Annotated in this window: 17 protein-coding genes; 5 read left to right on the top strand and 12 right to left on the bottom strand. The window is 45.8% G+C overall.

Annotation, left to right across the window (positions count from 1 at the left end; translation table 11 throughout):
- Positions 1–218: 218 nt before the first annotated feature.
- Positions 219–2,237, bottom strand: a complete 2,019-nt coding sequence (tkt, locus tag NGM44_RS08600; protein ID WP_253223262.1) for a transketolase — start codon at positions 2,235–2,237, stop codon at positions 219–221.
- A gap of 421 nt (positions 2,238–2,658) precedes the next feature.
- Complete coding sequence (serS, locus tag NGM44_RS08595; protein ID WP_253223261.1) at positions 2,659–3,930, bottom strand: serine--tRNA ligase; 1,272 nt, start codon at positions 3,928–3,930, stop codon at positions 2,659–2,661.
- Between the two features lie 269 nt (positions 3,931–4,199).
- On the opposite strand from serS, the gene NGM44_RS08590 reads away from it, so the two are divergent.
- Positions 4,200–4,859 carry a YcxB family protein gene (locus NGM44_RS08590; RefSeq protein ID WP_078253414.1) on the top strand — a complete coding sequence of 220 codons (660 nt, stop codon included), beginning with the start codon at positions 4,200–4,202 and terminating at the stop codon, positions 4,857–4,859.
- 118 nt (positions 4,860–4,977) lie between these two features.
- Here the strand turns inward: NGM44_RS08590 and guaB are convergent, their stop codons facing one another.
- Positions 4,978–6,450, bottom strand: a complete 1,473-nt coding sequence (guaB, locus tag NGM44_RS08585; protein ID WP_078318128.1) for an IMP dehydrogenase — start codon at positions 6,448–6,450, stop codon at positions 4,978–4,980.
- 187 nt (positions 6,451–6,637) lie between these two features.
- Here guaB and NGM44_RS08580 point away from each other — a divergent pair, with 187 nt between their 5' ends.
- From NGM44_RS08580 to NGM44_RS08570, 3 genes are all read left to right on the top strand, one after another.
- Positions 6,638–7,222 carry a hypothetical protein gene (locus NGM44_RS08580; RefSeq protein ID WP_253223260.1) on the top strand — a complete coding sequence of 195 codons (585 nt, stop codon included), beginning with the start codon at positions 6,638–6,640 and terminating at the stop codon, positions 7,220–7,222.
- 37 nt (positions 7,223–7,259) lie between these two features.
- Positions 7,260–8,054: a DsbC family protein gene (locus NGM44_RS08575; protein WP_253223259.1), complete on the top strand. Its 795-nt coding sequence runs from the start codon at positions 7,260–7,262 to the stop codon at positions 8,052–8,054.
- Positions 8,055–8,368: 314 nt separating this feature from the next.
- On the top strand, positions 8,369–9,670 hold the full coding sequence (locus NGM44_RS08570) for a homoserine dehydrogenase (protein ID WP_253223258.1): 1,302 nt from the start codon (positions 8,369–8,371) through the stop codon (positions 9,668–9,670).
- Between the two features lie 199 nt (positions 9,671–9,869).
- On the opposite strand, the gene cysS is transcribed toward NGM44_RS08570, so the two are convergent.
- The 5 genes from cysS to NGM44_RS08545 all read right to left on the bottom strand — a co-directional run bounded on the left by cysS (position 9,870) and on the right by NGM44_RS08545 (position 15,934).
- A complete protein-coding gene (cysS, locus tag NGM44_RS08565; protein ID WP_253223257.1) occupies positions 9,870–11,318 on the bottom strand; it encodes a cysteine--tRNA ligase in 1,449 nt (482 codons plus the stop codon).
- A gap of 166 nt (positions 11,319–11,484) precedes the next feature.
- Complete coding sequence (locus NGM44_RS08560) at positions 11,485–11,655, bottom strand: hypothetical protein (RefSeq protein ID WP_253223256.1); 171 nt, start codon at positions 11,653–11,655, stop codon at positions 11,485–11,487.
- A 30-nt stretch (positions 11,656–11,685) separates the two neighbouring features.
- A complete protein-coding gene (locus tag NGM44_RS08555) occupies positions 11,686–12,453 on the bottom strand; it encodes a phosphoribosyltransferase (protein ID WP_253223255.1) in 768 nt (255 codons plus the stop codon).
- A 108-nt stretch (positions 12,454–12,561) separates the two neighbouring features.
- Positions 12,562–15,138, bottom strand: a complete 2,577-nt coding sequence (gene clpB, locus NGM44_RS08550) for an ATP-dependent chaperone ClpB (protein WP_253223254.1) — start codon at positions 15,136–15,138, stop codon at positions 12,562–12,564.
- Between the two features lie 223 nt (positions 15,139–15,361).
- A complete protein-coding gene (locus NGM44_RS08545) occupies positions 15,362–15,934 on the bottom strand; it encodes a hypothetical protein (RefSeq protein WP_253223253.1) in 573 nt (190 codons plus the stop codon).
- Positions 15,935–16,107: 173 nt separating this feature from the next.
- Here NGM44_RS08545 and NGM44_RS08540 point away from each other — a divergent pair, with 173 nt between their 5' ends.
- On the top strand, positions 16,108–16,515 hold the full coding sequence (locus NGM44_RS08540) for a helix-turn-helix domain-containing protein (protein WP_253223252.1): 408 nt from the start codon (positions 16,108–16,110) through the stop codon (positions 16,513–16,515).
- Positions 16,516–16,557: 42 nt separating this feature from the next.
- On the opposite strand, the gene dsbD is transcribed toward NGM44_RS08540, so the two are convergent.
- The 4 genes from dsbD to NGM44_RS08520 all read right to left on the bottom strand — a co-directional run bounded on the left by dsbD (position 16,558) and on the right by NGM44_RS08520 (position 21,781).
- Positions 16,558–18,507 carry a protein-disulfide reductase DsbD gene (gene dsbD, locus NGM44_RS08535; RefSeq protein ID WP_253223251.1) on the bottom strand — a complete coding sequence of 650 codons (1,950 nt, stop codon included), beginning with the start codon at positions 18,505–18,507 and terminating at the stop codon, positions 16,558–16,560.
- 377 nt (positions 18,508–18,884) lie between these two features.
- Positions 18,885–19,007, bottom strand: coding sequence for a cytochrome bd-I oxidase subunit CydX (gene cydX, locus NGM44_RS08530; protein ID WP_253223250.1), 123 nt, complete (start codon positions 19,005–19,007; stop codon positions 18,885–18,887).
- Positions 19,008–19,029: 22 nt separating this feature from the next.
- Positions 19,030–20,175, bottom strand: a complete 1,146-nt coding sequence (gene cydB, locus NGM44_RS08525; RefSeq protein WP_253223249.1) for a cytochrome d ubiquinol oxidase subunit II — start codon at positions 20,173–20,175, stop codon at positions 19,030–19,032.
- A 1-nt stretch (position 20,176) separates the two neighbouring features.
- Complete coding sequence (locus tag NGM44_RS08520) at positions 20,177–21,781, bottom strand: cytochrome ubiquinol oxidase subunit I (protein ID WP_253223248.1); 1,605 nt, start codon at positions 21,779–21,781, stop codon at positions 20,177–20,179.
- Between the last annotated feature and the right edge of the window lie 33 nt (positions 21,782–21,814).

The raw sequence follows: 21,814 nt of genomic DNA, 5'->3' as shown, positions 1-21,814 counted from the left end.
CGCGTACAACGCACCGCAACCATTTGATTTTAATGATAAATTTTCAAATATCTTTGGTAAATAAAAAAATCGGGCATATTCTCAAATATACCCGATTTTTTGGCAGCTAAAGCCAGTGCTTTAAGTTTAAAACAAGTCTAGGCGGCAAGCCAAAGATTGTATAAGCAATGCATCAAGGCGAGCCAACGACGGATTGTTTTAAAATTAAGCAATGGCACTTATACCAAAGCTTTTACCGCATCCACGACAGCTTCAGTGGTGATACCAAAGTGCTGGAACAGATCTTTGGCAGGTGCTGACTCACCAAAGGTGGTCATACCGATGATTTTGCCGTCCAAGCCCACAAACTTATACCAATAATCAACGATACCTGCTTCGACTGCGACACGAGCACGCACCGCCGATGGGAGTACTGATTCGATATAGTCGCTTGATTGCTTCACAAAAATCTCAGCACATGGCATCGATACCACACGCACGCCCACGCCTGCTTCGGTTAGCTGCTTGTGTGCATTCATCGCAAGCTCGACTTCTGAGCCTGTGGCGATGATGATGGCTTGAAGATCACCTTGTTCACTTGCCAAGACATAGCCGCCTTTTTCGATGCTTGCGATTTGCTCATCTGTACGTGCTTGGAATGCCAAGTTTTGACGAGATAAGATCAATGATGATGGTGCATTGGTGGTTTGTAGTGCTTTTTTCCAAGCGACTGCTGTTTCGACCGTGTCGCATGGACGCCAAGTAAAGTGATTTGGCGTATTGCGTAGGCTGGCCACTTGCTCAACTGGCTGATGCGTCGGGCCATCTTCACCCAGACCGATAGAATCATGCGTATAGACATTGATGACACGCTGCTTCATCAGTGCTGACATACGCACCGCATTGCGTGCATATTCCATAAACATCAAGAAGGTCGCTGTATAAGGGATAAATCCGCCATGAAGCGCTACGCCATTAGCGATCGCAGTCATACCAAATTCACGCACGCCATAGTGGACATAGTTACCATCAGCATAATCTTGGACGCCTTTTGCACCCGACCATAGTGTCAAGTTCGAGCCTGCTAGGTCAGCTGAGCCACCTAGGATTTCAGGTAGATTTGGCGCTAGTGCTGCGATGGCGTTTTGGCTGGCTTTACGAGTCGCGATGCTTTCGCCTTTGTCATTACAGGCTTTGATGTAGTCATTCGCCACAGTTTCAAAATCAGCAGGCAACTCACCACTCAAACGACGGCTAAGTTCGGCTGCTTCGGTTGGATAAGCTGCTTGATACTTGGAAAATTGTTCATTCCACGCCGCTTCACGCGCATCACCTGCCTCACGAGCATCCCACGCTTGATAAATCTCATCAGGGATGGCAAATGGCGTACTATCCGCCCAGCCCATCGCTTCACGAGCCAATGCAATCTCATCAGCACCAAGCGGCGCACCGTGGCAGTCTTCTTTGCCTTGCTTATTTGGTGAGCCTAGACCGATGATGGTCTTACAGATGATTAGGCTTGGCTTGGTGGTTTCGGCTTTAGCTTCGATGGTGGCTGCACGAATGGCATCTTGGTCATGACCATCCACATGAAGCACCTGCCAGCCATATGCTTCAAAACGCTTGGCGGTGTCATCACTGAACCAGCCTTCGACTTCACCATCAATCGAGATGCCATTGTCATCATAATAAGCAATCAGCTTGCCCAGACCCAAAGTCCCTGCCAACGAGCACGCTTCGTGGCTCACGCCTTCCATCAGACAGCCATCACCCAAGAATGCATAGGTATAGTGGTCGATGATGGCGTTATCCGCTTTGTTAAATTGCGCTGCCAAAGTCTTCTCGGCAAGTGCAAAACCAACCGCATTAGCGATACCCTGACCCAATGGGCCTGTGGTGGTCTCGATGCCATCAGCATAGCCATGCTCAGGATGGCCTGCGGTTTTTGAGTGTAGCTTACGGAAATTTTTGATGTCATCCAAGCTTAGGTTGTACCCTGATAGATGTAGCAAAGCATAAATCAGCATCGAGCCATGACCATTTGACAATACAAAGCGGTCACGGTTTGCCCAATTGGCATTGTTTGGGTTGTGGCTTAGAAACTCACGCCACAGCACTTCGGCGATGTCAGCCATGCCCATCGGCGCACCTGGATGGCCTGAGTTGGCTTGTTGAACCGCATCCATCGCAAGAACACGGATGGCATTGGCATTTGGTCGTTGATTTAATGATTGGGCTTGAACTGATAAAGAAGTCATAAACTCACTCTTGGTTAAAAAATTAGGTTAAAAACAAACATCAAGTAATTTAAAAAAATATTTGTCAGCTTGATAATTTTTAAAATCACCGCTGACTACCACTGCATAAAGGGGTGTATTTATGCACCATAAAGATAACAATATCCGTTCTGCCTCTTGGCACTCTGCCCTCTCTTTTAAAGTCTGCCCAAGCCCCATCCCAATGTGTATCTACATAATTCACTACACAATCTTTATAAGGGACGGGTGTACTGCTGTATAGATGATTTAAGAATCGTTGCTTTTCTGTTAGTGTCATGACAACATAAAAAATCACAACCAAACCACTTACAAACAGTACAGTCTTAAACAGTCTTTGCATTTATCTTTTTAATTCAGCGATACCATTTACTTATCAGAGTTAGATAGTAAGCCTTTGTTTTCAGCAAGATATGACAGTCGCACCGCCCATATAAGGCTGTAGCACAGCAGGGATAGTCACTGAGCCATCAGCGTTTTGATGGTTTTCAAGAATGGCAAGCAGCGTGCGACCGACTGCCAAGCCTGAGCCATTTAGCGTATGCACCAGCTCAGTTTGCTTGCCGTCTTTTAGGCGTGCTGCCATACGGCGTGCCTGAAAATCACCGCAGTTTGAGCAGCTTGAGATTTCACGGTAGGTATCCTGCGACGGTAGCCACACTTCGATGTCATAGGTCTTGACCGCACTAAAGCCCATATCGCCTGTACATAGCTGCACCACACGGTACGGCAGCTCAAGTGATTGCAGGATGTATTCAGCTTGCGCAGTCATGTCCTCAAGTGCTTGCATCGATGTATCCGCTTTGACGATTTGTACCATCTCGACTTTTTCGAATTGATGCTGACGGATCAGACCACGAGTATCACGGCCTGCCGAGCCTGCTTCAGAGCGAAAACATGGCGTATGTGCGGTCAGCTTAATCGGCAAATCGCTTGGTGACAAGATGGTGTCACGCACGCTGTTGGTCAATGGCACTTCTGATGTCGGGATCAGATAATATTCTTTATCGCCACGCAGTTTAAATAGGTCTTCTTCAAACTTCGGTAGCTGACCTGTACCCTGTAAGCTGTCGGCATTGACCATGTATGGTACATACATCTCAGTGTAGCCATACTTCGTGGTGTGTGTATCTAGCATAAACTGAATCAAGGCACGATTTAGGCGAGCAACCGCCCCTTTTAGTACGCTAAAACGAGCGCCTGTCAATTTGGCAGCCATCTCAAAATCTAGCATACCAAGCTGTTCGGCGACATCAGTATGATCTTTGATCTCAAAATCAAAGGCTCTTGGCACGCCCCAGCGACGCACTTCGACATTGTCATTTTCATCATTGCCCACAGGCACGCCATCGGCAGGGATATTTGGGATTTGTAGGCTTGCATTGGTAATGGTTGCTTGTAAATCACGCAGTTCGTTTTCGGCAGTTTTCATCGCTTCAGAGACTGCTTGCATCTGATTCATCAGCTCAGTGGCATCTTCTCCATTACGCTTGAGCTCACCGACTTTTTTGGCACCTGCGTTCTTTTGGGCTTGTAGCTCTTCGGTTTTTACTTGAATGGATTTTCGCTGCTCTTCCACTGACTGCCAAAAAGCGATGTCGAGCTCATAGCCACGAGTTGCCAATTTTGCCTTAAGTTCGTCTAAATTACCACGCAAAAATTTTGGGTCTAGCATATCAAAAATCCTATCAAAGCATTTTGGGTGATTGACAAAGCTAACAGCCCAAAATGTTTTTGTAAAGTTTATACTGTTTTTACTAAGTTTAAAAATTTATGTATGACACATAAATACTTGCCAATGATAGCAAATTTTCCCCAAAATTTCAGCCAATTTCATCATTTCATGCCAATTTGCCCAAAAAATTTTTGCAAATTCCAAGTTTTGGTTTATTTTTTTGTATAAAATGGTAATATAAGCACAGTCTTTTTATGGAAATGAAAATTATGTCAAAAGCGTTGTACCCTTATACCCTAAAGCCTGTTGCCCTAAACATGACCGAAGCGGAGTTTCGTGCGGCACAGCTTGCCCTGTTTGACAAAAGCTCAAGCCATTATTCTATCAAGTCCATCAAGCCAAAAGAGTGGATTGTGATGGCGATTGCTGTGGCTGCTGCAATTGCTGGTCTTGTGTTTGTCAGTGGCTATTCGACCATCATTTTTTGGTTGATGCTTGTGCTTGTAGGCCTGTATCTACTGGCGCGCACATTGGGTCTAAAATGGTATATGCAAAGAGAATACCAAAAACAAGTCGCCAGCACCGAGATGCCTGAGCAGATGAGTGGCATTCAGCTTGGCGTGCAGTCGCATGGTTTGGTTATGGCAATCCCTGCACCGCAAACCATCATGAACTCACCACAGATGCGTGGTATGCAGATGAAAACCGCACCAACCCAATCGGCGGTGATTGGTTGGGATACAGTAACCAGCTGGGATGAGACGGATGAATTTTTGTTTATGATGTTTGAAATGAAAGGTCAAAAAGGCAGCCAAATCATTCCAAAACGCCTAGATAAGCAAGGTTTGCCAATTGACACCATCAAAAAACACCTAAGCGAAGTCAAGCCAAAGGGTTTGGAATCTGTGATGCAAACTGCCAATAGCTGATTTATAAGCTTAAAATAAAAAGCGAGAATGATGTTCTCGCTTTTTTGTATGATATACAATCAGCAAATAAAACAGCGATAACCTGATGATTATCGCTGTTTTTTATCGTCACTCACACTCAGTTTTGACGATAGTTCGGTGCTTCTTTAGTGATTTGGACATCATGGACATGCGATTCTTTCATACCTGCTGATGTCACTTTGACAAAGGTGGTATTAGCACGCATCTCTTCGATGGTACGGCAGCCTGTGTAGCCCATCGATGATTTTAAGCCACCTGCCAGCTGATTGATGATACCTGCGACTGGGCCTTTGTACGGTACACGGCCTTCGATACCTTCCGGGACAAGTTTTTCAACACCGTCTTTGGCATCTTGGAAATAGCGATCTGATGAGCCGTTTTGACCACTCATCGCACCTAGCGAGCCCATACCACGATACGCCTTGTAGTAACGACCTTGGAATAGCTCAACTTCACCTGGCGCTTCTTCGGTACCTGCCAATAGACTACCCACCATGATGCACGACGCACCTGCTGCGATGGCTTTTGCCATATCGCCTGAGAAGCGGATACCGCCATCGGCGATCAATGGGATGCGGTCTTTGAGTGCAGTGGCGACATTGTCAATCGCACTGATTTGCGGTACACCAATACCTGCGATGATACGCGTGGTACAGATAGAGCCAGGGCCGATACCGACTTTGACAGCGTTTGCACCTGCATCCATCAAGGCAAGTGCTGCATCGCCTGTTGCGATATTACCACCGATGACTTGGATGTTTGGATAGTTTTTCTTGATCCATGCCACACGGTCGATGACACCTTTTGAGTGGCCATGTGCTGTATCGACGATGATGACATCGACATTGGCATCAATCAAGGCTTCAACACGAGCTTCGGTATCTGCACCTGTACCGACAGCAGCACCGACACGCAGACGACCACGGCTGTCTTTGGCGGCATTTGGGTTGTTTTCAGCTTTGGTGAAATCATTGACGGTGATGAGACCTTTTAGACGAAAATCATCATCAATCACCACGACTTTTTCGATACGGTGCTTATGAAGTAGCTCTTTGATACGCTCTTGAGACTCGCCTTCTTTGACAGTCACTAGCTTATCTTTTGGTGTCATGACATTTGACACAGGCTGATTCAGATTGGTCTCAAAGCGTAAATCACGGTGGGTAACGATACCAACGACCTTATTGCTACCTGCTTCTACGACAGGTACACCGCTGATTTTGTGCTCACGAGTGATGCGTAGCAAATCGCCCACAGTGGCATCAGGATTGACAGTGATTGGGTCAGCAACGGTACCTGCTTCAAATTTTTTGACATGGCGGACACGGCGTGCTTGATGAGCGATGTCCATGTTTTTATGAATGATACCCAGACCGCCAAGCTGAGCCATTGCAATCGCCATCTTAGATTCGGTGACGGTATCCATCGCCGCTGAGATGATTGGCAGATTTAGGTTGATGTCAGTGGTTAGGCGAGTACTTAGGTTGGTTTCTTTTGGTAGGACTTCAGAGTAGGCAGGTAGGAGCAAGACATCATCAAATGTCAAGGCATCGTAGGCAATGCGTAGCATAGGTTATTTCCTTTGTAGTGTGCCAAATTATCCAAAAATCAGATAATTAGGTTGATGAAATAACGCCGTATTGTACCAAAAATTACGGGGTGTTGGCAAGGGGCGTTATGATAATTTGAGATGAATTTACAGTTATTTTTGTTTTAAATTTGAATGTTGGGTGAATTTCGATTAAGATAAGTGAACAATGATTTTGATTGGAATTGATGATGAAAAATTGCTGCTAGCATCTAGCCTATTATTTAGCGGTGCTGTATTTGCTGCTGATTGGACGCCTGCATTTCGCTATTTAGAAGCAGGTAAAAGTGGTGATGATGGTGCAATGCTTAATGAGATTATGTGGAGCACCTTTTCAAAATCCTTTTATAAAAGCCTTGAAAATAAAACCAATCCACCAAAGCAGCCTTTGACCAAAATGGCATTAACTGGCAAATTTTCAACGATAAAAGTACCTTATCGCAATGACATCTTGCCTGCTAAGATTGAACGCACATCTGACGAGTATGGGCATATTACACTTATCGTAACTTATCCACTTAAGAATGCCACTCTATATGGATATCCATTAGAAAGCATTACTGTAATCCCCACAAGTTGTGTAGATTGCGATGACTTAAACCGTATGTATGCAACCTTTAAACCAATGAGCAAAACTCAATTTGAACAGCTTAAACAGAAAGTTATATTTGAAGACCATCCTTGTGATGGTGAAGTCGCCAACTTTTACCAAGCAGGCAGAACCGTTACACTGGAGACACGTGGCGGATGTTGACCATCCCCAAATTTGCAATTATATTTTTGAGATAATTATGACCACCAAAACCACCCTACTAACCGCCATCATATCAGGCGTCCTACTGCTTACCGCCTGTGGCGATAAAGCACAAACCAAAAGTGAAACAACCACACCGACGGCGACAGCGACACCTGCAAGCGACAAGACCGACACCGCTGTCGTTAAGGCCCTGCAAGATAATCTGGATAAATCTGGCGTCACCATCAAAGTCACCAATGCCATCGCCACACAGATGCCCGATATGTACTGGGTTAGCTTTGATAACGCCCCATCGATGTTCACTGACAAATCAGGCACCTATCTGATTCAAGGGCAGATTGCCAAACTGGGTGATGGCGAGCCTGTGGATATTGGTGCTGACCTATTATCCGCTATTGCCAAAGACGCACTTGCCAAAGTCCCAGAATCTGAGCAAATCATCTTCACCGCTCAAGGCGATAAAAAAGCCCACATCTATGTCTTCACCGATCCAACCTGTCATTACTGCCAAAAGCTGCACAGCGAGATCGATGCCATCACCGCAGGCGGTGTCGAAGTTCGCTACTTGGCTTGGCCACGTGCCCAAAAAGATATCCCACTTGCCAAGGCCATCTGGTGTAGTAGCGACCGTAAAGATGCACTGGCTCAAGCCAAACAAGGCAAAGCCATCAACGCACCTGACTGCGACAATCCTGTCGAGCAGCACATGGCATTGGGGCATACACTTGGCGTCAGTGGCACGCCAGCGATTTTTACCGCGTCAGGTATGCAAATCGGCGGCTATGTACCTGCTGATGAGCTTATTAAATTAGCAATTGATAATCAATAAGCCAATGCCTGATTATCCGCTTAAATCAGCCAAAGCTCATCACTAACACTGGGCTTGATTTAGGGCTTTGTTTGGTGAGATGTCAAACAAAGCCTTTATTTGTACTATTACAAATTCGGCAATCAAAACGCTTATTCCAAAAGGCTTAAGCGATTCACACCAAATTTCATAAAAAATTAGTAGCACGAAACCATAAGATGTGGTAATTTAGGCAGTTTATTAGGCTTGTTAAGTTAAGCCGCTATTTTTTCGATTTTTGGCTACATTTGTAGCGATTTTACTTTATTTCAAAGATATATCCCACGGGGCTATTTGTGAATAACACGATCAATCTTGCCGTACTTGGCTTAGGCACTGTTGGCACAGGTGTGCTAAATCTACTCAAGGACAACGCCAACGAGCTGTCACGCCGTACTGGTCATCAGCTCAAAATCACCCATGCAGGCACTCGCCGTCAGCGTGATGATATCGACCCTAGCATCAACCAAACTGCCGATTTGATGGCGATTGCTGCTGCTGATGATGTTGATATCGTCATCGAAGTGATTGGTGGTACTGATGTGGCTTATGATGTCATCACCCACGCCATCCGCCACAAAAAACACGTCGTCACCGCCAATAAAGCACTGCTTGCCAAACATGGTAACGAAATCTTTAAGCTTGCCGAAGAAAATGGCGTGCAAGTCCGCTATGAAGCTGCGGTCGCAGGCGGTATCCCAATCATCAAAATCGTGCGTGAAGCACTTGCTGCCAACAAAATCGACTGGCTAGCTGGTATCATTAATGGTACTGGCAACTTTATCATGTCAGAAATGCAGCTTAAGAACCGCAAATTTGGCGATGTCCTAGCAGAAGCACAAGCGCTCGGCTATGCTGAAGCAGATCCGACATTTGATGTCGAAGGTATCGATGCAGCACACAAGCTGTCACTACTGGCATCGATCGCCTTTGGTATTCCTGTGCAGTTTGATAAAGTATATTGCGAAGGCATCACCAAAATCAGCCTACAAGATGTCGTCTATGCCAAAGAGCTTGGCTATACCATCAAGCACTTAGGTTTTGCTATCCGTCGTGACAATGGCGTCGAGCTGCGTGTGCATCCGACACTAATTCCAAATCAAGCACTACTTGCTAATGTCAATGGTGTCAAAAATGCCGTGATGGTTGATGCACACCCACTTGGACAGTCGCTATACTATGGCGATGGCGCAGGTGCAGGTGCGACTGCATCGGCAGTGATGGCGGATGTGATGGACTTGGTTCGTGCGATGAGCTCACACAATCACTTTGCTGTACCGCATCTAGCGTTCAAATCTGACCAACTGTCAGACACCCGCATCCTACCAAGCGATGAGATGACTTCTGGCTACTATCTACGCCTGACAGTCAAAGATGAGGTCGGCGTACTGGCTGACACCACGCGTATCTTGAGCGATAATGGCATCAATATCGATGCTATCCTACAGCGTGATGCACACAAATCAGGTTTGGTGCCAATCATCATTCTCACCCTGCCTGTGGTCGAAAAACAAATGAATACCGCCATCGAGCAAATCGAAGCCTTGGGTGCGGTGGTCGAGCCTGTGGTGCGTATCCGCCTAGAAAGCTTGGAATAATCGCTTGGCTTTAACTGTCGCGAAAACAAAAAGACGGCCTGATGGTCGTCTTTTTAGTTTATGCAATCAAATCGATATACCGCCAATTAACTGGCAAACAAAAAAGCTTTTGTTTTATCAAAAGCTTTTTTGTTCTATTGCACACTATCTAAATTCTGCTGTCATTGCTGATTTACAATCATAATTCATCCAACTGCCATCACACCCGACGCCAAGTCGTGCCTGCTCGGCTGTCTTCAAGCTCAATGCCCAGTGCTTTGAGCTCTTCACGGATAGCATCGGCTTTGGCGAAGTCTTTATTGGCTTTGGCATCGGCGCGCTCGGTGATTTTGGCATTGATGGCATCATCACTAAGTCCATCTTCAGCGCCGATTTTACTTTGTAAAAACTGCGTTGGATTGGTCTGAATGATATTAAGCACACTTGCCAATGTCTTTAGAACAACTGCTTGATTCATCGCATCATCGGCATCATCAGCTTTGATGGCACGGTTTAATTTACCTGCGACATCAAACAACACGCTCACCGCTTTTGCTGTATTAAAATCATCATTCATCGCTGCTGCAAATGCCTGCCCTGACTCGCTTGCCCATGCTGTATCGCTGATCTGGACATCGCCATAGCTTTCGGCAGATTTGAGCGCTTGGTATAGGCGAGTGAGTGCCGTGTGGCTTTCTTTGAGCGCTGTATCTGAGAAATTGACTGGGCTACGATAATGACTGGATAATAGGAAAAATCGCACGGTCTCGGCATGGAATTTGGCAATGACATCACGAATGGTAAAGAAATTCCCCAAAGACTTACTCATCTTCTCGCCATCGATATTGATAAAGCCCATGTGCATCCAGTTGTTGGCATAGGTTTTGCCACTAGCGCCTTCAGATTGGGCGATTTCGTTTTCGTGGTGTGGGAACTGCAAATCATGACCACCGCCATGAATGTCAAAGGTCTCACCAAGACAGCAGGTACTCATCGCACTGCACTCAATGTGCCACCCTGGGCGACCCACACCCCAAGGCGATTGCCAATGTGGTTCAGATGGCTTGGCAGATTTCCACAGCACAAAGTCAAACGGATTGTGCTTATCATCCACCGCACCGACACGCTCTGATGCCCCTGCTTGCATCTCATCGAGTTTACGCTTAGAAAGCTTACCATAACCGCTAAACTTATCCACTGCATAATACACATCACCGCCACTGCCTTGATAGGCAAGGTTTTTGGACATCAATGTATTGATAATCGCCTGCATATCATCGATATGGTCGGTAGCTTTAGGTTCTTGGTCAGGTGATGCACAACCAAGTGCCGACTCATCTTCGTGCATGGCTTTGATAAATCGTGCGGTCAGCTCGCCAATGCTCTCGCCATTTTCATTAGCACGATTGATGATCTTATCATCGATATCCGTGATATTGCGGACAAAATTCACCTCATAACCAATCGCTCTAAGCCATCGCACAATCACATCAAAGCCCACCATGACTCGTGCATGACCCATATGGCAATAATCATAGACCGTCATACCGCAGACATAGATGCCGATTTTGCCCGCTTGAATGGGTGTAAATGGACGTTTGGTAGCGCTTAGGGTATCATAAAGTACCAAGTTGTTTTGGGTGGCGGTCAAAGGATTGGTCGTGGTCATGGCTTGCCTTTTGATTGGAATTTTTGGGAAAATAATAAAAGTGTCATCATACCAAAAATTCACAAAAATTGCCAAAAAAGCGATGAATTTTGGCAAGTTTTGGCATAAAAAAATAAGCCACCAAATTTTTTTGGCGGCTTATTTTGATAAGCAAAAATCAAGATTGCTACGGTTTTGGCAATGTAAGCTTTCTTGGCTTGATGTGCTTGATGGCATATTCATAAGCATCATTGAGATCTTGTCTTAATGAGTGTATCTCGGACTGCGTCAAGACCGTGCCGATGTATTTGCTTGGCAAGGTATCTGGCTTCGGACTCGGTAAATTTTGAGAAATCACAACGGCAACTTCATCATTTGATGATAAGCATCAACTTTGCTTTGACGCAAGGATTCTATCTCTGACTTCGTTAGGCGTCTTACCAGATTTGATGATGAATCTCGCTTCGGATTGGGTAAGCTTTGAGAAATCATAGCCAAAGGTTTCTTGCCACCATTGCTCAATCGTTCCATACTTCTCTCTTAGTAATGCCAACATTTCATTATCAAGTCGTAATTGTGCTGAATACTGTTTGCCCGTCAGTGCATAACTGCCAATGACCAAACTGTTAAAAGATTCAATATGCCCTTTAAAAGCTGCAAAAGTACCGCCTTGTGTTTGGGTATCATCTACCATTATAACATATTGCGCATCCGTTCTACCATCAAAATCAGGCAAGTTTGCCAAGCGATGCCAACCATCACCACCTGTGCGAGAGACCTTGGTTGCTTGGACAATATTTAAATCAACCGACTGCTTTAATTTGCGTGCCAAAACCATTGCTGTTGCCATGGGTATCATATTTCTACCCGACATCTCTTCGGCATGGATAGGCGCAAATACCACTTCTTTGTCTCCAATGAGTGCTTTTAGTCGTTGCACCGCATCATCACTGATTAAGTCTTTTGCTAATTCAAATGCCGATGGAATATCACCACTTTTGGCGTTTTCGTACAAAGGGTGTGATGTGGCATCTCCCAACTTTCTATCTATGATGGTATCTGGAAAATTACCCCATGGTGTTCTCATCATTTTATCTCTCATTTTTGCCCAAAGTATTGTAGCACAACTAACAAAAAAGCAAACACGAACATCCATCCAAAAGTATAAACCGCCCACCCCATCATATGAGATAAGCGGTTTTGGTTTATTTGATTACTGCATTTGATCAGATTTGCTCAATACAGTAATATTGGTTTGAGCAGATTAGCTATAACGCAATTTGTTAAACGCAAATTTATCATCCACCCACTCAACGCTGATGACATCACCTGCGACAAACTCGCCAGACAGTAGCAGCTGTGCCAATGGGTTTTCGATTTCTTGCTGAATGGCTCGCTTGAGTGGTCGCGCGCCAAATACAGGATCATAGCCAATCTCAACCAAATGTGTCATCGCATCATCACTCATCACAAGCCCCAGTTCACGCTCTTTTAGGCGAGCACGCAAGCGATCCAGCTGAATCTCAGCAATGCCTGCCATCTGTGCTTGCCCTAGGCTATGGAACACGACAATCTCATCGATACGGTTGATAAACTCTGGTCTAAAATGACCATTCACCGATGCCATCACCGCCGATTTGATGGTGTCATAATCATCGCCTGCCATCTCTTGGATTGCATGGCTACCTAGGTTACTGGTCATGATGATGACGGTGTTTTTGAAATTCACCACTCGACCTTGACTATCGGTCAATCGGCCATCATCCAGCACCTGCAATAGGATATTGAACACATCAGGATGCGCCTTTTCGACTTCGTCAAACAGCACTACGCTATATGGCTTACGGCGAACTGCTTCGGTCAACACACCACCTTCTTCATAGCCAACATAGCCAGGGGGTGCACCGACCAGACGGCTGACACTGTGTTTTTCCATAAATTCGCTCATATCAATCCGCACTAGTGCATCTTCAGAGTCAAACAAGAAATTCGCCAGTGCCTTGGTCAGCTCGGTCTTACCCACACCTGTCGGACCTAGGAACAAGAATGAACCGCTTGGTTTATTCGGGTCAGATAGCCCCGAACGGCTACGGCGGACGGCGTTTGCCACGGCGGTGACCGCTTCGTTTTGGCTGATGACTCGCTCATGCAAGATGTCTTCCATCGCAAGCAATTTATTACGCTCGCCTTGGAGCATCTTGGCGACTGGAATACCTGTCGCTGCCGATACCACTTCTGCGATTTCGTTATCAGTCACCTTGTTACGCAAAAGCTTTGGTGCGGTATCTTCGCCATCATCGCCCTGAGCTTCAAGCACTTTTTCAAGCTCAATAATCTCACCATATTGTAGCTGTGATGCTCGTGCATAGTCACCTTCACGCAGTGCCTTATCCAGTGCGATACGCGCATTATCCAGCTTGGCTTGTAGCTGTTTGCTGTTTTCGACACCTGCTTTTTCAGCTTTCCAGACTTCTTCAAGCTCGCTGTATTCTTTTTGGGCATCATCGATTTGGGCAGTCAATGATTTCACCTGTGCTTTTGCACCGGCATCATCTTCATTTTTGACCGCTTCTAGCTGCATCTTGAGTGCGATGATACGACGATCCAGCTTATCTAGGCTTTCAGGCTTGGAATCCAGCTCCATCTTGATACGGCTTGCCGCTTCATCAATCAAATCAATCGCCTTATCAGGCAGCTGACGATCGGTGATGTAGCGATGACTCATCTTGGCAGCTGCGATGATGGCAGAGTCCATGATTTTTACGCCGTGATGTAGCTCATAACGCTCTTTGAGTCCACGCAAAATGGCGATGGTATCTTCGACACTCGGCTCATCGACGAGCACTTTTTGGAATCGACGCTCAAGCGCTGGGTCTTTTTCGATGTATTGGCGGTATTCATCCAAAGTCGTCGCACCCACACAGCGTAACTCACCACGAGCCAAAGCAGGTTTTAGCATATTGCCTGCATCCATCGCGCCACTGGTTTTGCCAGCACCGACCATGGTATGCAGCTCATCGATGAACAAGATGACATTGCCGTCTTGTTTGGCAAGCTCATTCAGCACGGCTTTTAGGCGTTCTTCAAATTCGCCATGATATTTCGCCCCTGCGATCAGTGAGCCCATATCCAGTGATAACACGGTCTTATTACGCAGGCTCTCAGGCACTTCACCATTGACGATACGCTGAGCAAGTCCTTCGACGATGGCGGTCTTGCCCACGCCTGCTTCACCGATGAGCACAGGATTATTTTTGGTGCGGCGAGATAGCACCTGCACCGTACGGCGGATTTCATCATCACGACCGATGACAGGGTCAAGCTTGCCTTGTAGGGCACGGTCGGTTAGATTGATGGTATATTTATCTAGAGCTTGTCGGTTTTGTTCGCTGTTTTGATTATTCACGGTTTGATCTCCACGGATTTTTGTAATGATGTTTTGTAAAGTCTCGGCGGTAATGCCTGCTGATGCCAGTGCTTTGTGCGTGCTTTTTTCTTCAAATAATGCAAGCAGCAACCACTCGACCGCCACATACTCATCACCAGCTTTATTGGCAAACTGCTCAGTCGCTTGTAGCACTCGGGCGGTATCAGGCGCCAATCCTATCTGAGCAGGTGGTGTCGTTGCCACTGCCAAATGCGACAGCAAAGTCTCACTTTGCTCTTGTAAGGTCTGCACAGCCGCCCCACTCGCTGTCAGTATCGATATCGCAGTTTCGTTCTGCGTCAATACTGACAATAAATGTGCAGGGCTGATGGCGGTATGCTTGCGACTGATGGCAAGCTCATTGGCTTTACGGATGATGTCTTGTAAGGTGCGTGTATATTTATCAAAGTTCATGTTATTATCCTTATCAATGTTTGGTTGATTATTATATGGATAGCCTGTGGATAATTTTCAAGAACTGCGTTTTGTTATGGTGTAATAATTTTATAAATCATTGATTTTATTTATTTTATTTAAATTTTTGGGGAAATATTGTAAAGATAAAAATAATCCCCATCGGGATGGTGATGGGGATTTTCAAGGGGTGGAGTTCTAGGCTTAATTTGCTACAAATGGATTATTCCGCAAACTCAACACGGATATCCCCATTGTGATATTCCACAACCGCAATATCCACACTTTCATCATTATCTAGATATGCTGTGCCCAAATAATAATCTTCAACGATTTCTTCCAGTTCAACCCTGTCACACTCCGCTTCAGAATTATAATCATGCTCTAATATTTGATTAACCACTTCACAGCTTCTATTCTCAATACTGGTCGAATTAAAGAATAAGATAATTCCACAAATTACCACAAGTCCAAAAACCATCTCAAAGATAAGTGACTTAGCTTGCTTATCCCTACCTAATAATTGCTCACGACTTTGAATATAAAGCGGTGTAACAAATCTTTTCCACACAAAATTCTTATCTGAATAACCGTGAAATTTTAGATATTCCGCATCACAAATATTTAAAATGATCGATAGCACAACCGCAACAAATAAGAAATTAAACACACTGGAATTTGATCCATTAAATTCAGAAACAAAAGCCACTATCGCTGGCGCGCTTTGCAATACACCCGCACCCTTATTTAATATCAAATGGTGCAAAAAACCCTTGCTGCTTTCTACTTCTGACATATTTTGCTCGCTATATCTCAATCAAATATTACTAGAAAATTTCAATATTGTAAGTTTTATTGAAAACTTGTATTTAATACCAAATTATACTAAAATCATCAAAACCCACAATATTCAAACTCGGCTTATATTATCCGTGTTTTTACTTATAGCCACCTTAAAAGTGAGATTCCATGTCCATTCATGACAGTATTCGCCTTATTAGAGAATCCAAACACCTTTCACAAGAAGATATGGCGGAAGAATTGAATATGTCCGTCAGTGGATATGCTAAGATTGAGCGTGGCGTAACCAAACTACAATTTGATAAATTGCAGAAAATTGCTCAGATTTTTAACTTGGATATTGTCGAATTAATCACCGCAGGCGATAAAGGCGTCGTGTTTATTGCTAATGAAAATAAGGCGGATAATTCAAGTATTATCAACTCAAGCTATTACACCTGCAATACCGATGTTGCAATCGAAATCGAAAAACTAAATCTACTACTGACACACCAAAAAGAATTAGTCGCCCAAAAAGATGCAGAGATTGCCGCCTTAAAAGAAGTTATTCAGTTACTAAAAGCAAATCAGCAATAACAAAAAATCGCAGAACAAAAAATTCTGCGATTTTTATTTTATTCACTTAGCCAAAGCCGCTTCAAAATCCGTACGCTCAACTTGCCCTAACAGCACTTGCTCAAGCTTACCTTGGTGATAAATCAACAAAGCTGGTGGCCCAAATAACTGATAACGAGCCAACACCGCACGACTCTCATCGGTCGTCTCAGTGATGTCAAGCTTGACAACTTGATAATCAGACAGTAAAGCAGGACGATGGGTAAACAGCTCTCGCTCCATGATACGGCACTCAATACACCAATCGGCAGTGAGATCGACAAGCACCTTTTGGCGAGTGGCGAGAATCTGATCCAGCTCGTATAAAGTGGTGATATGCATATCAGGATATGTTTGGGTGTAGCCTGTGGCGGTATTTTGGCCAAGACTGAGTGGACGCCAAGCGTCGGTCGCTCCCATTGATGCCCCTGCCATCAGACAGCCTGCCCAAATCGCAGACAGCACCGATAGCACACGAAAGCCCATTTTTGATAATCGCCAAAACCAAAGGCACAATACCAAAAACCACACCGCCCACAGCACCAGCATCAACGAAGTTAGCAAGATTCGCTCAATCATAAGTAGTGCCACACCAAGTAGCATCAAGCCACCGAACTGCTTCACTCGATCCATCCATGCACCTGCTTTGGGCATATATTTACCCTGCATCGCACCGACCACCATCAATGGCACTGACAAACCCAGTCCCAGAGCAAACATCGCCAAAAAGCCAAACACCGCACTACCGCTACCTGCCACAGCTGTCAAAGCCCCTGCCATCGGTGCAGACACACAAGGCGACACCACGAGTGCTGAGAGCATCCCTGCCAGATAGCTGCCTGTGATGCTCCCAAGCTTATCATCCGCTCGTGTGGCGTTTTGTTGTAACAGATTGACCAATGCTGATGGCAAACGAATCTGCACCCAGCCAAACATCATCATCGCATAGAGCACAAACAGCCCTGCGACGATGGCGAGCACCCAAGTTTTTTGGAACCATGCGGTGATGCCCAAAGCTTGACCAAACCATGCAATGATAAGACCTAGCACGCCGTAAGCTGTCGCCACGCCCACACCATAGGCAGATGCAAGCATAAAGCCGCGTTTGGTGCTGTGCTTGGCGTTGCCTTGTGTGATGTTGTTTTGCTTAGCGACGATATTAGCGACGATCGGGATCATCGGATAGATACATGGCGTGAAAGCCAATAATAAGCCTGCCAGGAACAGCAGCCCAATCAGCACAAGTCCACTGCTCGCACCCGTATCGGCAGGCGTGTAGCTGTGATCTAGGGTGAAGCCGTCCGTAATGGCAAGTGGCGCGGCTGACGCTGTTTGTGCGGTATCAATTGCCGCCTGAGTATCAAGTGCTTGACTGGTTTGATTATCCGCTGAACTGCTGTTTTGGTTATTATCTGTATTGCCATTTTGATCACCACCTTGTCCTTCATCTGTGGCGCTAGGCAGCACCACGGATGGGTCGGCAGCCAGACTGATGCTTGTCTTCGTCCACTCAGGTGGATAGCACAGTCCTGCTTTGGCACAGCCCTGCCAACCAATGCTGATCTCAGTCTGATCAAGTGCGGCGGCACTTTTTAGCACGGTGGTTGCAGTGACATCAGTGTCAAACACCGCCACACGCCCAAACTGCGGATCATCGACCCAGCTTGGCGTTTTGTCAAATTGCCACGCGTCCGCAACCACGCCATCAAGCAGTTTTAATTTAAGCTTATCTTGATAGGTATAGTAGCCATCTGTGACCTTAATCTGTACCGTCAGCCGATCACCATCTACCGTCGGCATGACAGTAAAAGCTTCATGCACGGGCAAAATTTCTTTTTGCGCGCCGAACAATCCACTTAATGCACCAAATGCCCCAGCACTGCCCAAGCTTGCCACACTAGGCGTACTGATAGCAAGTGTCGCTGCGATAAGGCTGATAGCGGTATGGTGAAAAACAGTGCGGCGCATGGTCATGATCGATGGATAAATGATTGATAAAGATGGTGATATTTTAGCATTGTTTTGGCAAAATTTGGGGGAAATTTTGGACTTTATCATCAATATTTATAAGGCTTGGCAGTGATTTTGGTGGTTTATCAAGGCAAGTTTTATTCAGTGTCAATGCACCAAAAAAGATGGTAAAATTTGCGAAAATTTTCTGTAATTATTGGGAGAGGTTTGGCGGTGTACATTTAACATTCTGCCCTAGACCCCCTCCCAGGCTCCCTCTTGATAAGGGGGAGGTGTCGTATCTTTTTAAGCTGAAGTTTGCAAGATAACAAACACTCTCCCCTTAATTAAGGGGAGAGCCCGGGTGGGGTTGATTAAAAATCACCAAGATTTATCAACTATTACTTATCCTGCTCATCACCAAAGGATGCATTGCGCGATGCTTCAAACTCTACCCACACTGCACTTAAAATCGCAAGCAATACTGCAAATCCCAAGCCCAAAATCCAAGCAAAATACCACATTGTTTAACTCCTTTTTTTAATCTTAGTACAAAGTTTTTTCGTTTTGCTTAATATATGCCTTGGTCACTTTACCACGCATGATCGCATAACCCCAGCTGGTATAAGTCACCACCACAGGCAACAGCACAATCACCACAAACAGCATGATCGTCAAGGTTAAATGGCTTGATGTCGCATCCCACACCGTCAGGCTTGATTTTGGATCGATCGATGACGGCATATAAAATGGAAACAGCGCCACGCCTGCCGTCCCGATGATGCCAAGCAGTGCAAGACTTGATGTGATAAAGGCAAGCAAGGTACGCGCCATTTTCAGTAGCGCAATGGTCACAAGCGGCATCACCACACCCAAGGCAGGCAATAGCCACAAGGCAGAATGCGCGTAGAAATTATTGAGCCACGCACCTGATTGGACAGCGACTGCCTTGGCAATCGGATCGATGGTGGCGTTGGTGTCAATATTGCTTGTGATGACATAACCATCTAGATTCACCACCCAAAAGCCTGTCGCGACGAACAGCACCACCGTGAGAATGGCGGCGAATTTGGCGGCGTTTTTTGAGCGTGTTTGAATTTCATCAACAGTGCGATGCGCCAGATACACACCGCCTTGCATGACAAGCATCGCCACACTGACAAGACCGCACAGCAGCGCAAATGGCGATAACAACTCAAAGAACGAACCTGTATAAGTCGATACCAAATGGCTATCTAGCGAAAACGGCACACCAAGCAAAAGATTGCCAAATGCCACACCAAAAATCAGCGTCGGCACAAATGAACCGACCAACAGCAGCCAATCCCAAGTATTGCGCCATGTGTCATTTTTAATCATGCTGCGGTATTTAAAGCCCACAGGACGGAAAAACAACGCCCACAATGCCGCAATCAGCGCCCAATAAAATCCACTGAACGCAGTAGCATAGACCAATGGTAATGCCGCAAAAATCGCGCCGCCTGCGGTGATGAACCACACCTGATTGCCTTCCCAATGCGGCCCGACTGTATTGACAATCACGCGGCGTTCGTCATCATCTTTACCCACAAAAGGCAGTAGCGTCAGCACGCCCATATCATGCCCATCCATGATAGCAAAGCCGATGAGCAGCACGCCGACAATCAGCCACCAGATGACTTTGAGCGTTTCATAATCTAATAGCGTAAGCATATTACACCCCTTGTTGCTCTGATGGATTGATGATGTGTGGCGATGTTTTTTCGCCATAATATTTGCCCGTGCCAAGCGATGCCGGCCCAAGCTTGACATATTTGATCATCAAATACATCTCAACAATCGCCAAAATCACATAAAACACCACAAAACCCGCCAAAGACAACAGCACATCATTGACATGGATATTTGATACTGACAAATGCGTCGGCAATACGCCATACACCGTCCACGGCTGACGACCGTATTCAGCGACGAACCAACCTGCTTCGATGGCAATCCACGGTGCAGGAATCATCAATACGGCGAATTTTAAGAGCCATTTTTTCTGCATAAAATTACCCTTGAGCGTGAAAAATAGGCACAAGCTGAATAAAATTAGCATTAAAAAGCCCATCGCCACCATCACGCGAAATGTCCAAAACATCGGCGTAACCGCAGGCACACTATCATCGACCGCTTGTGCGATCATCTGTGGTGTGGCTTTGGTCACATCATTGGTGTATTTTTTGAGCAATAGACCAAAGCCCAAATCCTCTTTGTGTGCATCAAACTGTGCAATCATCGCAGGATCAATGGTGATGCCTTGCTCTTTTTGGGCGCGCATGGTGTCAAGCAGATGTACGGCAGTGATGCCATTTTTGATTTTTTCTTCATTGATTTTCTTAATATCATGAATACCAAGAATCTGCTGATCAAACGAACGCGTGCCGATGATACCCATCAAATACGGAATATGCACCGCCCAATCGTTCTTTTGCTCAGCTTCATTGATCCCTGCGATGATATTAAAATTCGCTGGCGCAGGCTCAGTCTCCCACATCGCTTCGATTGCTGCAATCTTGGTTTGCTGCGCGTGACCGATCGAATAACCTGACTCGTCGCCAAGCACGATCACCGAACAAATCGCCGCAAAACCAAAAGCCGATGCCACATGAAAACTGCGCTTGGCAAACTCAATATCACGCCCTTTAAGCAAATACCACGCCGACACGCCAAGTACAAACAGTGCGCCTGTCACATAGCCTGCCGAGACAGTATGCACAAACTTATTCTGCGCATCTGGATTTAGGAAAATCTGTGCAAAGCTTGTCATCTCCATACGCATAGTGTCGTAGTTGAACTCAGCGCCGACAGGGTTTTGCATCCAGCCGTTCGCGACCAAAATCCACAAGGCAGACAAGCTAGTACCCAGCGCCATCAATAGCGTGGTGGTAAAATGCTGCAATCGTGACATCCGATCCCAGCCGAAGAAAAACAGCCCCACCATGGTGGATTCTAAGAAAAACGCCATCAAGCCTTCGATGGCAAGCGGTGCACCGAACACATCGCCAACATAGTGCGAATAATATGCCCAGTTCGTGCCGAATTGAAATTCCATGGTGATGCCTGTGGTCACCCCAAGCACAAAGTTAATCCCGAAAAGCTTACCCCAAAATCGGGTCATGTCTTTCCAAATTTCCTTACCTGTGGTGAGATACACCGCTTCCATGATCACCAGCATCCATGTCATGCCAAGCGTCAGCGGTACAAATAAAAAGTGAAATAAGGCGGTCGCAGCGAATTGTAGCCGCGATATATCGACCAGATGCTCGGTAATCATACCAAACCCCTTTTGATCAGTGTGATGGTGAAA

It is taken from the genome of Moraxella sp. FZFQ2102 (assembly GCF_024137865.1).
Taxonomy (GTDB): Bacteria; Pseudomonadota; Gammaproteobacteria; order Pseudomonadales; family Moraxellaceae; genus Moraxella.
The sequence above is the reverse complement of the archived record's forward strand: the minus strand, read 5'-3'. Positions and strand labels throughout refer to the sequence as shown.

Bases quoted from the DNA above. Each gene is read 5' to 3' on its own strand.
- tkt (WP_253223262.1), bottom strand. From the start codon at position 2,237: ATGACTTCTTTATCAGTTCAAGCCCAATCATTAAATCAACGACCAAAT.
- serS (WP_253223261.1), bottom strand. From the start codon at position 3,930: ATGCTAGACCCAAAATTTTTGCGTGGTAATTTAGACGAACTTAAGGCA.
- NGM44_RS08590 (WP_078253414.1), top strand. From the start codon at position 4,200: ATGTCAAAAGCGTTGTACCCTTATACCCTAAAGCCTGTTGCCCTAAAC.
- guaB (WP_078318128.1), bottom strand. From the start codon at position 6,450: ATGCTACGCATTGCCTACGATGCCTTGACATTTGATGATGTCTTGCTC.
- NGM44_RS08580 (WP_253223260.1), top strand. From the start codon at position 6,638: ATGATTTTGATTGGAATTGATGATGAAAAATTGCTGCTAGCATCTAGC.
- NGM44_RS08575 (WP_253223259.1), top strand. From the start codon at position 7,260: ATGACCACCAAAACCACCCTACTAACCGCCATCATATCAGGCGTCCTA.
- cysS (WP_253223257.1), bottom strand. From the start codon at position 11,318: ATGACCACGACCAATCCTTTGACCGCCACCCAAAACAACTTGGTACTT.
- NGM44_RS08555 (WP_253223255.1), bottom strand. From the start codon at position 12,453: ATGGATGTTCGTGTTTGCTTTTTTGTTAGTTGTGCTACAATACTTTGG.
- clpB (WP_253223254.1), bottom strand. From the start codon at position 15,138: ATGAACTTTGATAAATATACACGCACCTTACAAGACATCATCCGTAAA.
- NGM44_RS08545 (WP_253223253.1), bottom strand. From the start codon at position 15,934: ATGTCAGAAGTAGAAAGCAGCAAGGGTTTTTTGCACCATTTGATATTA.
- NGM44_RS08540 (WP_253223252.1), top strand. From the start codon at position 16,108: ATGTCCATTCATGACAGTATTCGCCTTATTAGAGAATCCAAACACCTT.
- dsbD (WP_253223251.1), bottom strand. From the start codon at position 18,507: ATGACCATGCGCCGCACTGTTTTTCACCATACCGCTATCAGCCTTATC.
- cydX (WP_253223250.1), bottom strand. From the start codon at position 19,007: ATGTGGTATTTTGCTTGGATTTTGGGCTTGGGATTTGCAGTATTGCTT.
- cydB (WP_253223249.1), bottom strand. From the start codon at position 20,175: ATGCTTACGCTATTAGATTATGAAACGCTCAAAGTCATCTGGTGGCTG.
- NGM44_RS08520 (WP_253223248.1), bottom strand. From the start codon at position 21,781: ATGATTACCGAGCATCTGGTCGATATATCGCGGCTACAATTCGCTGCG.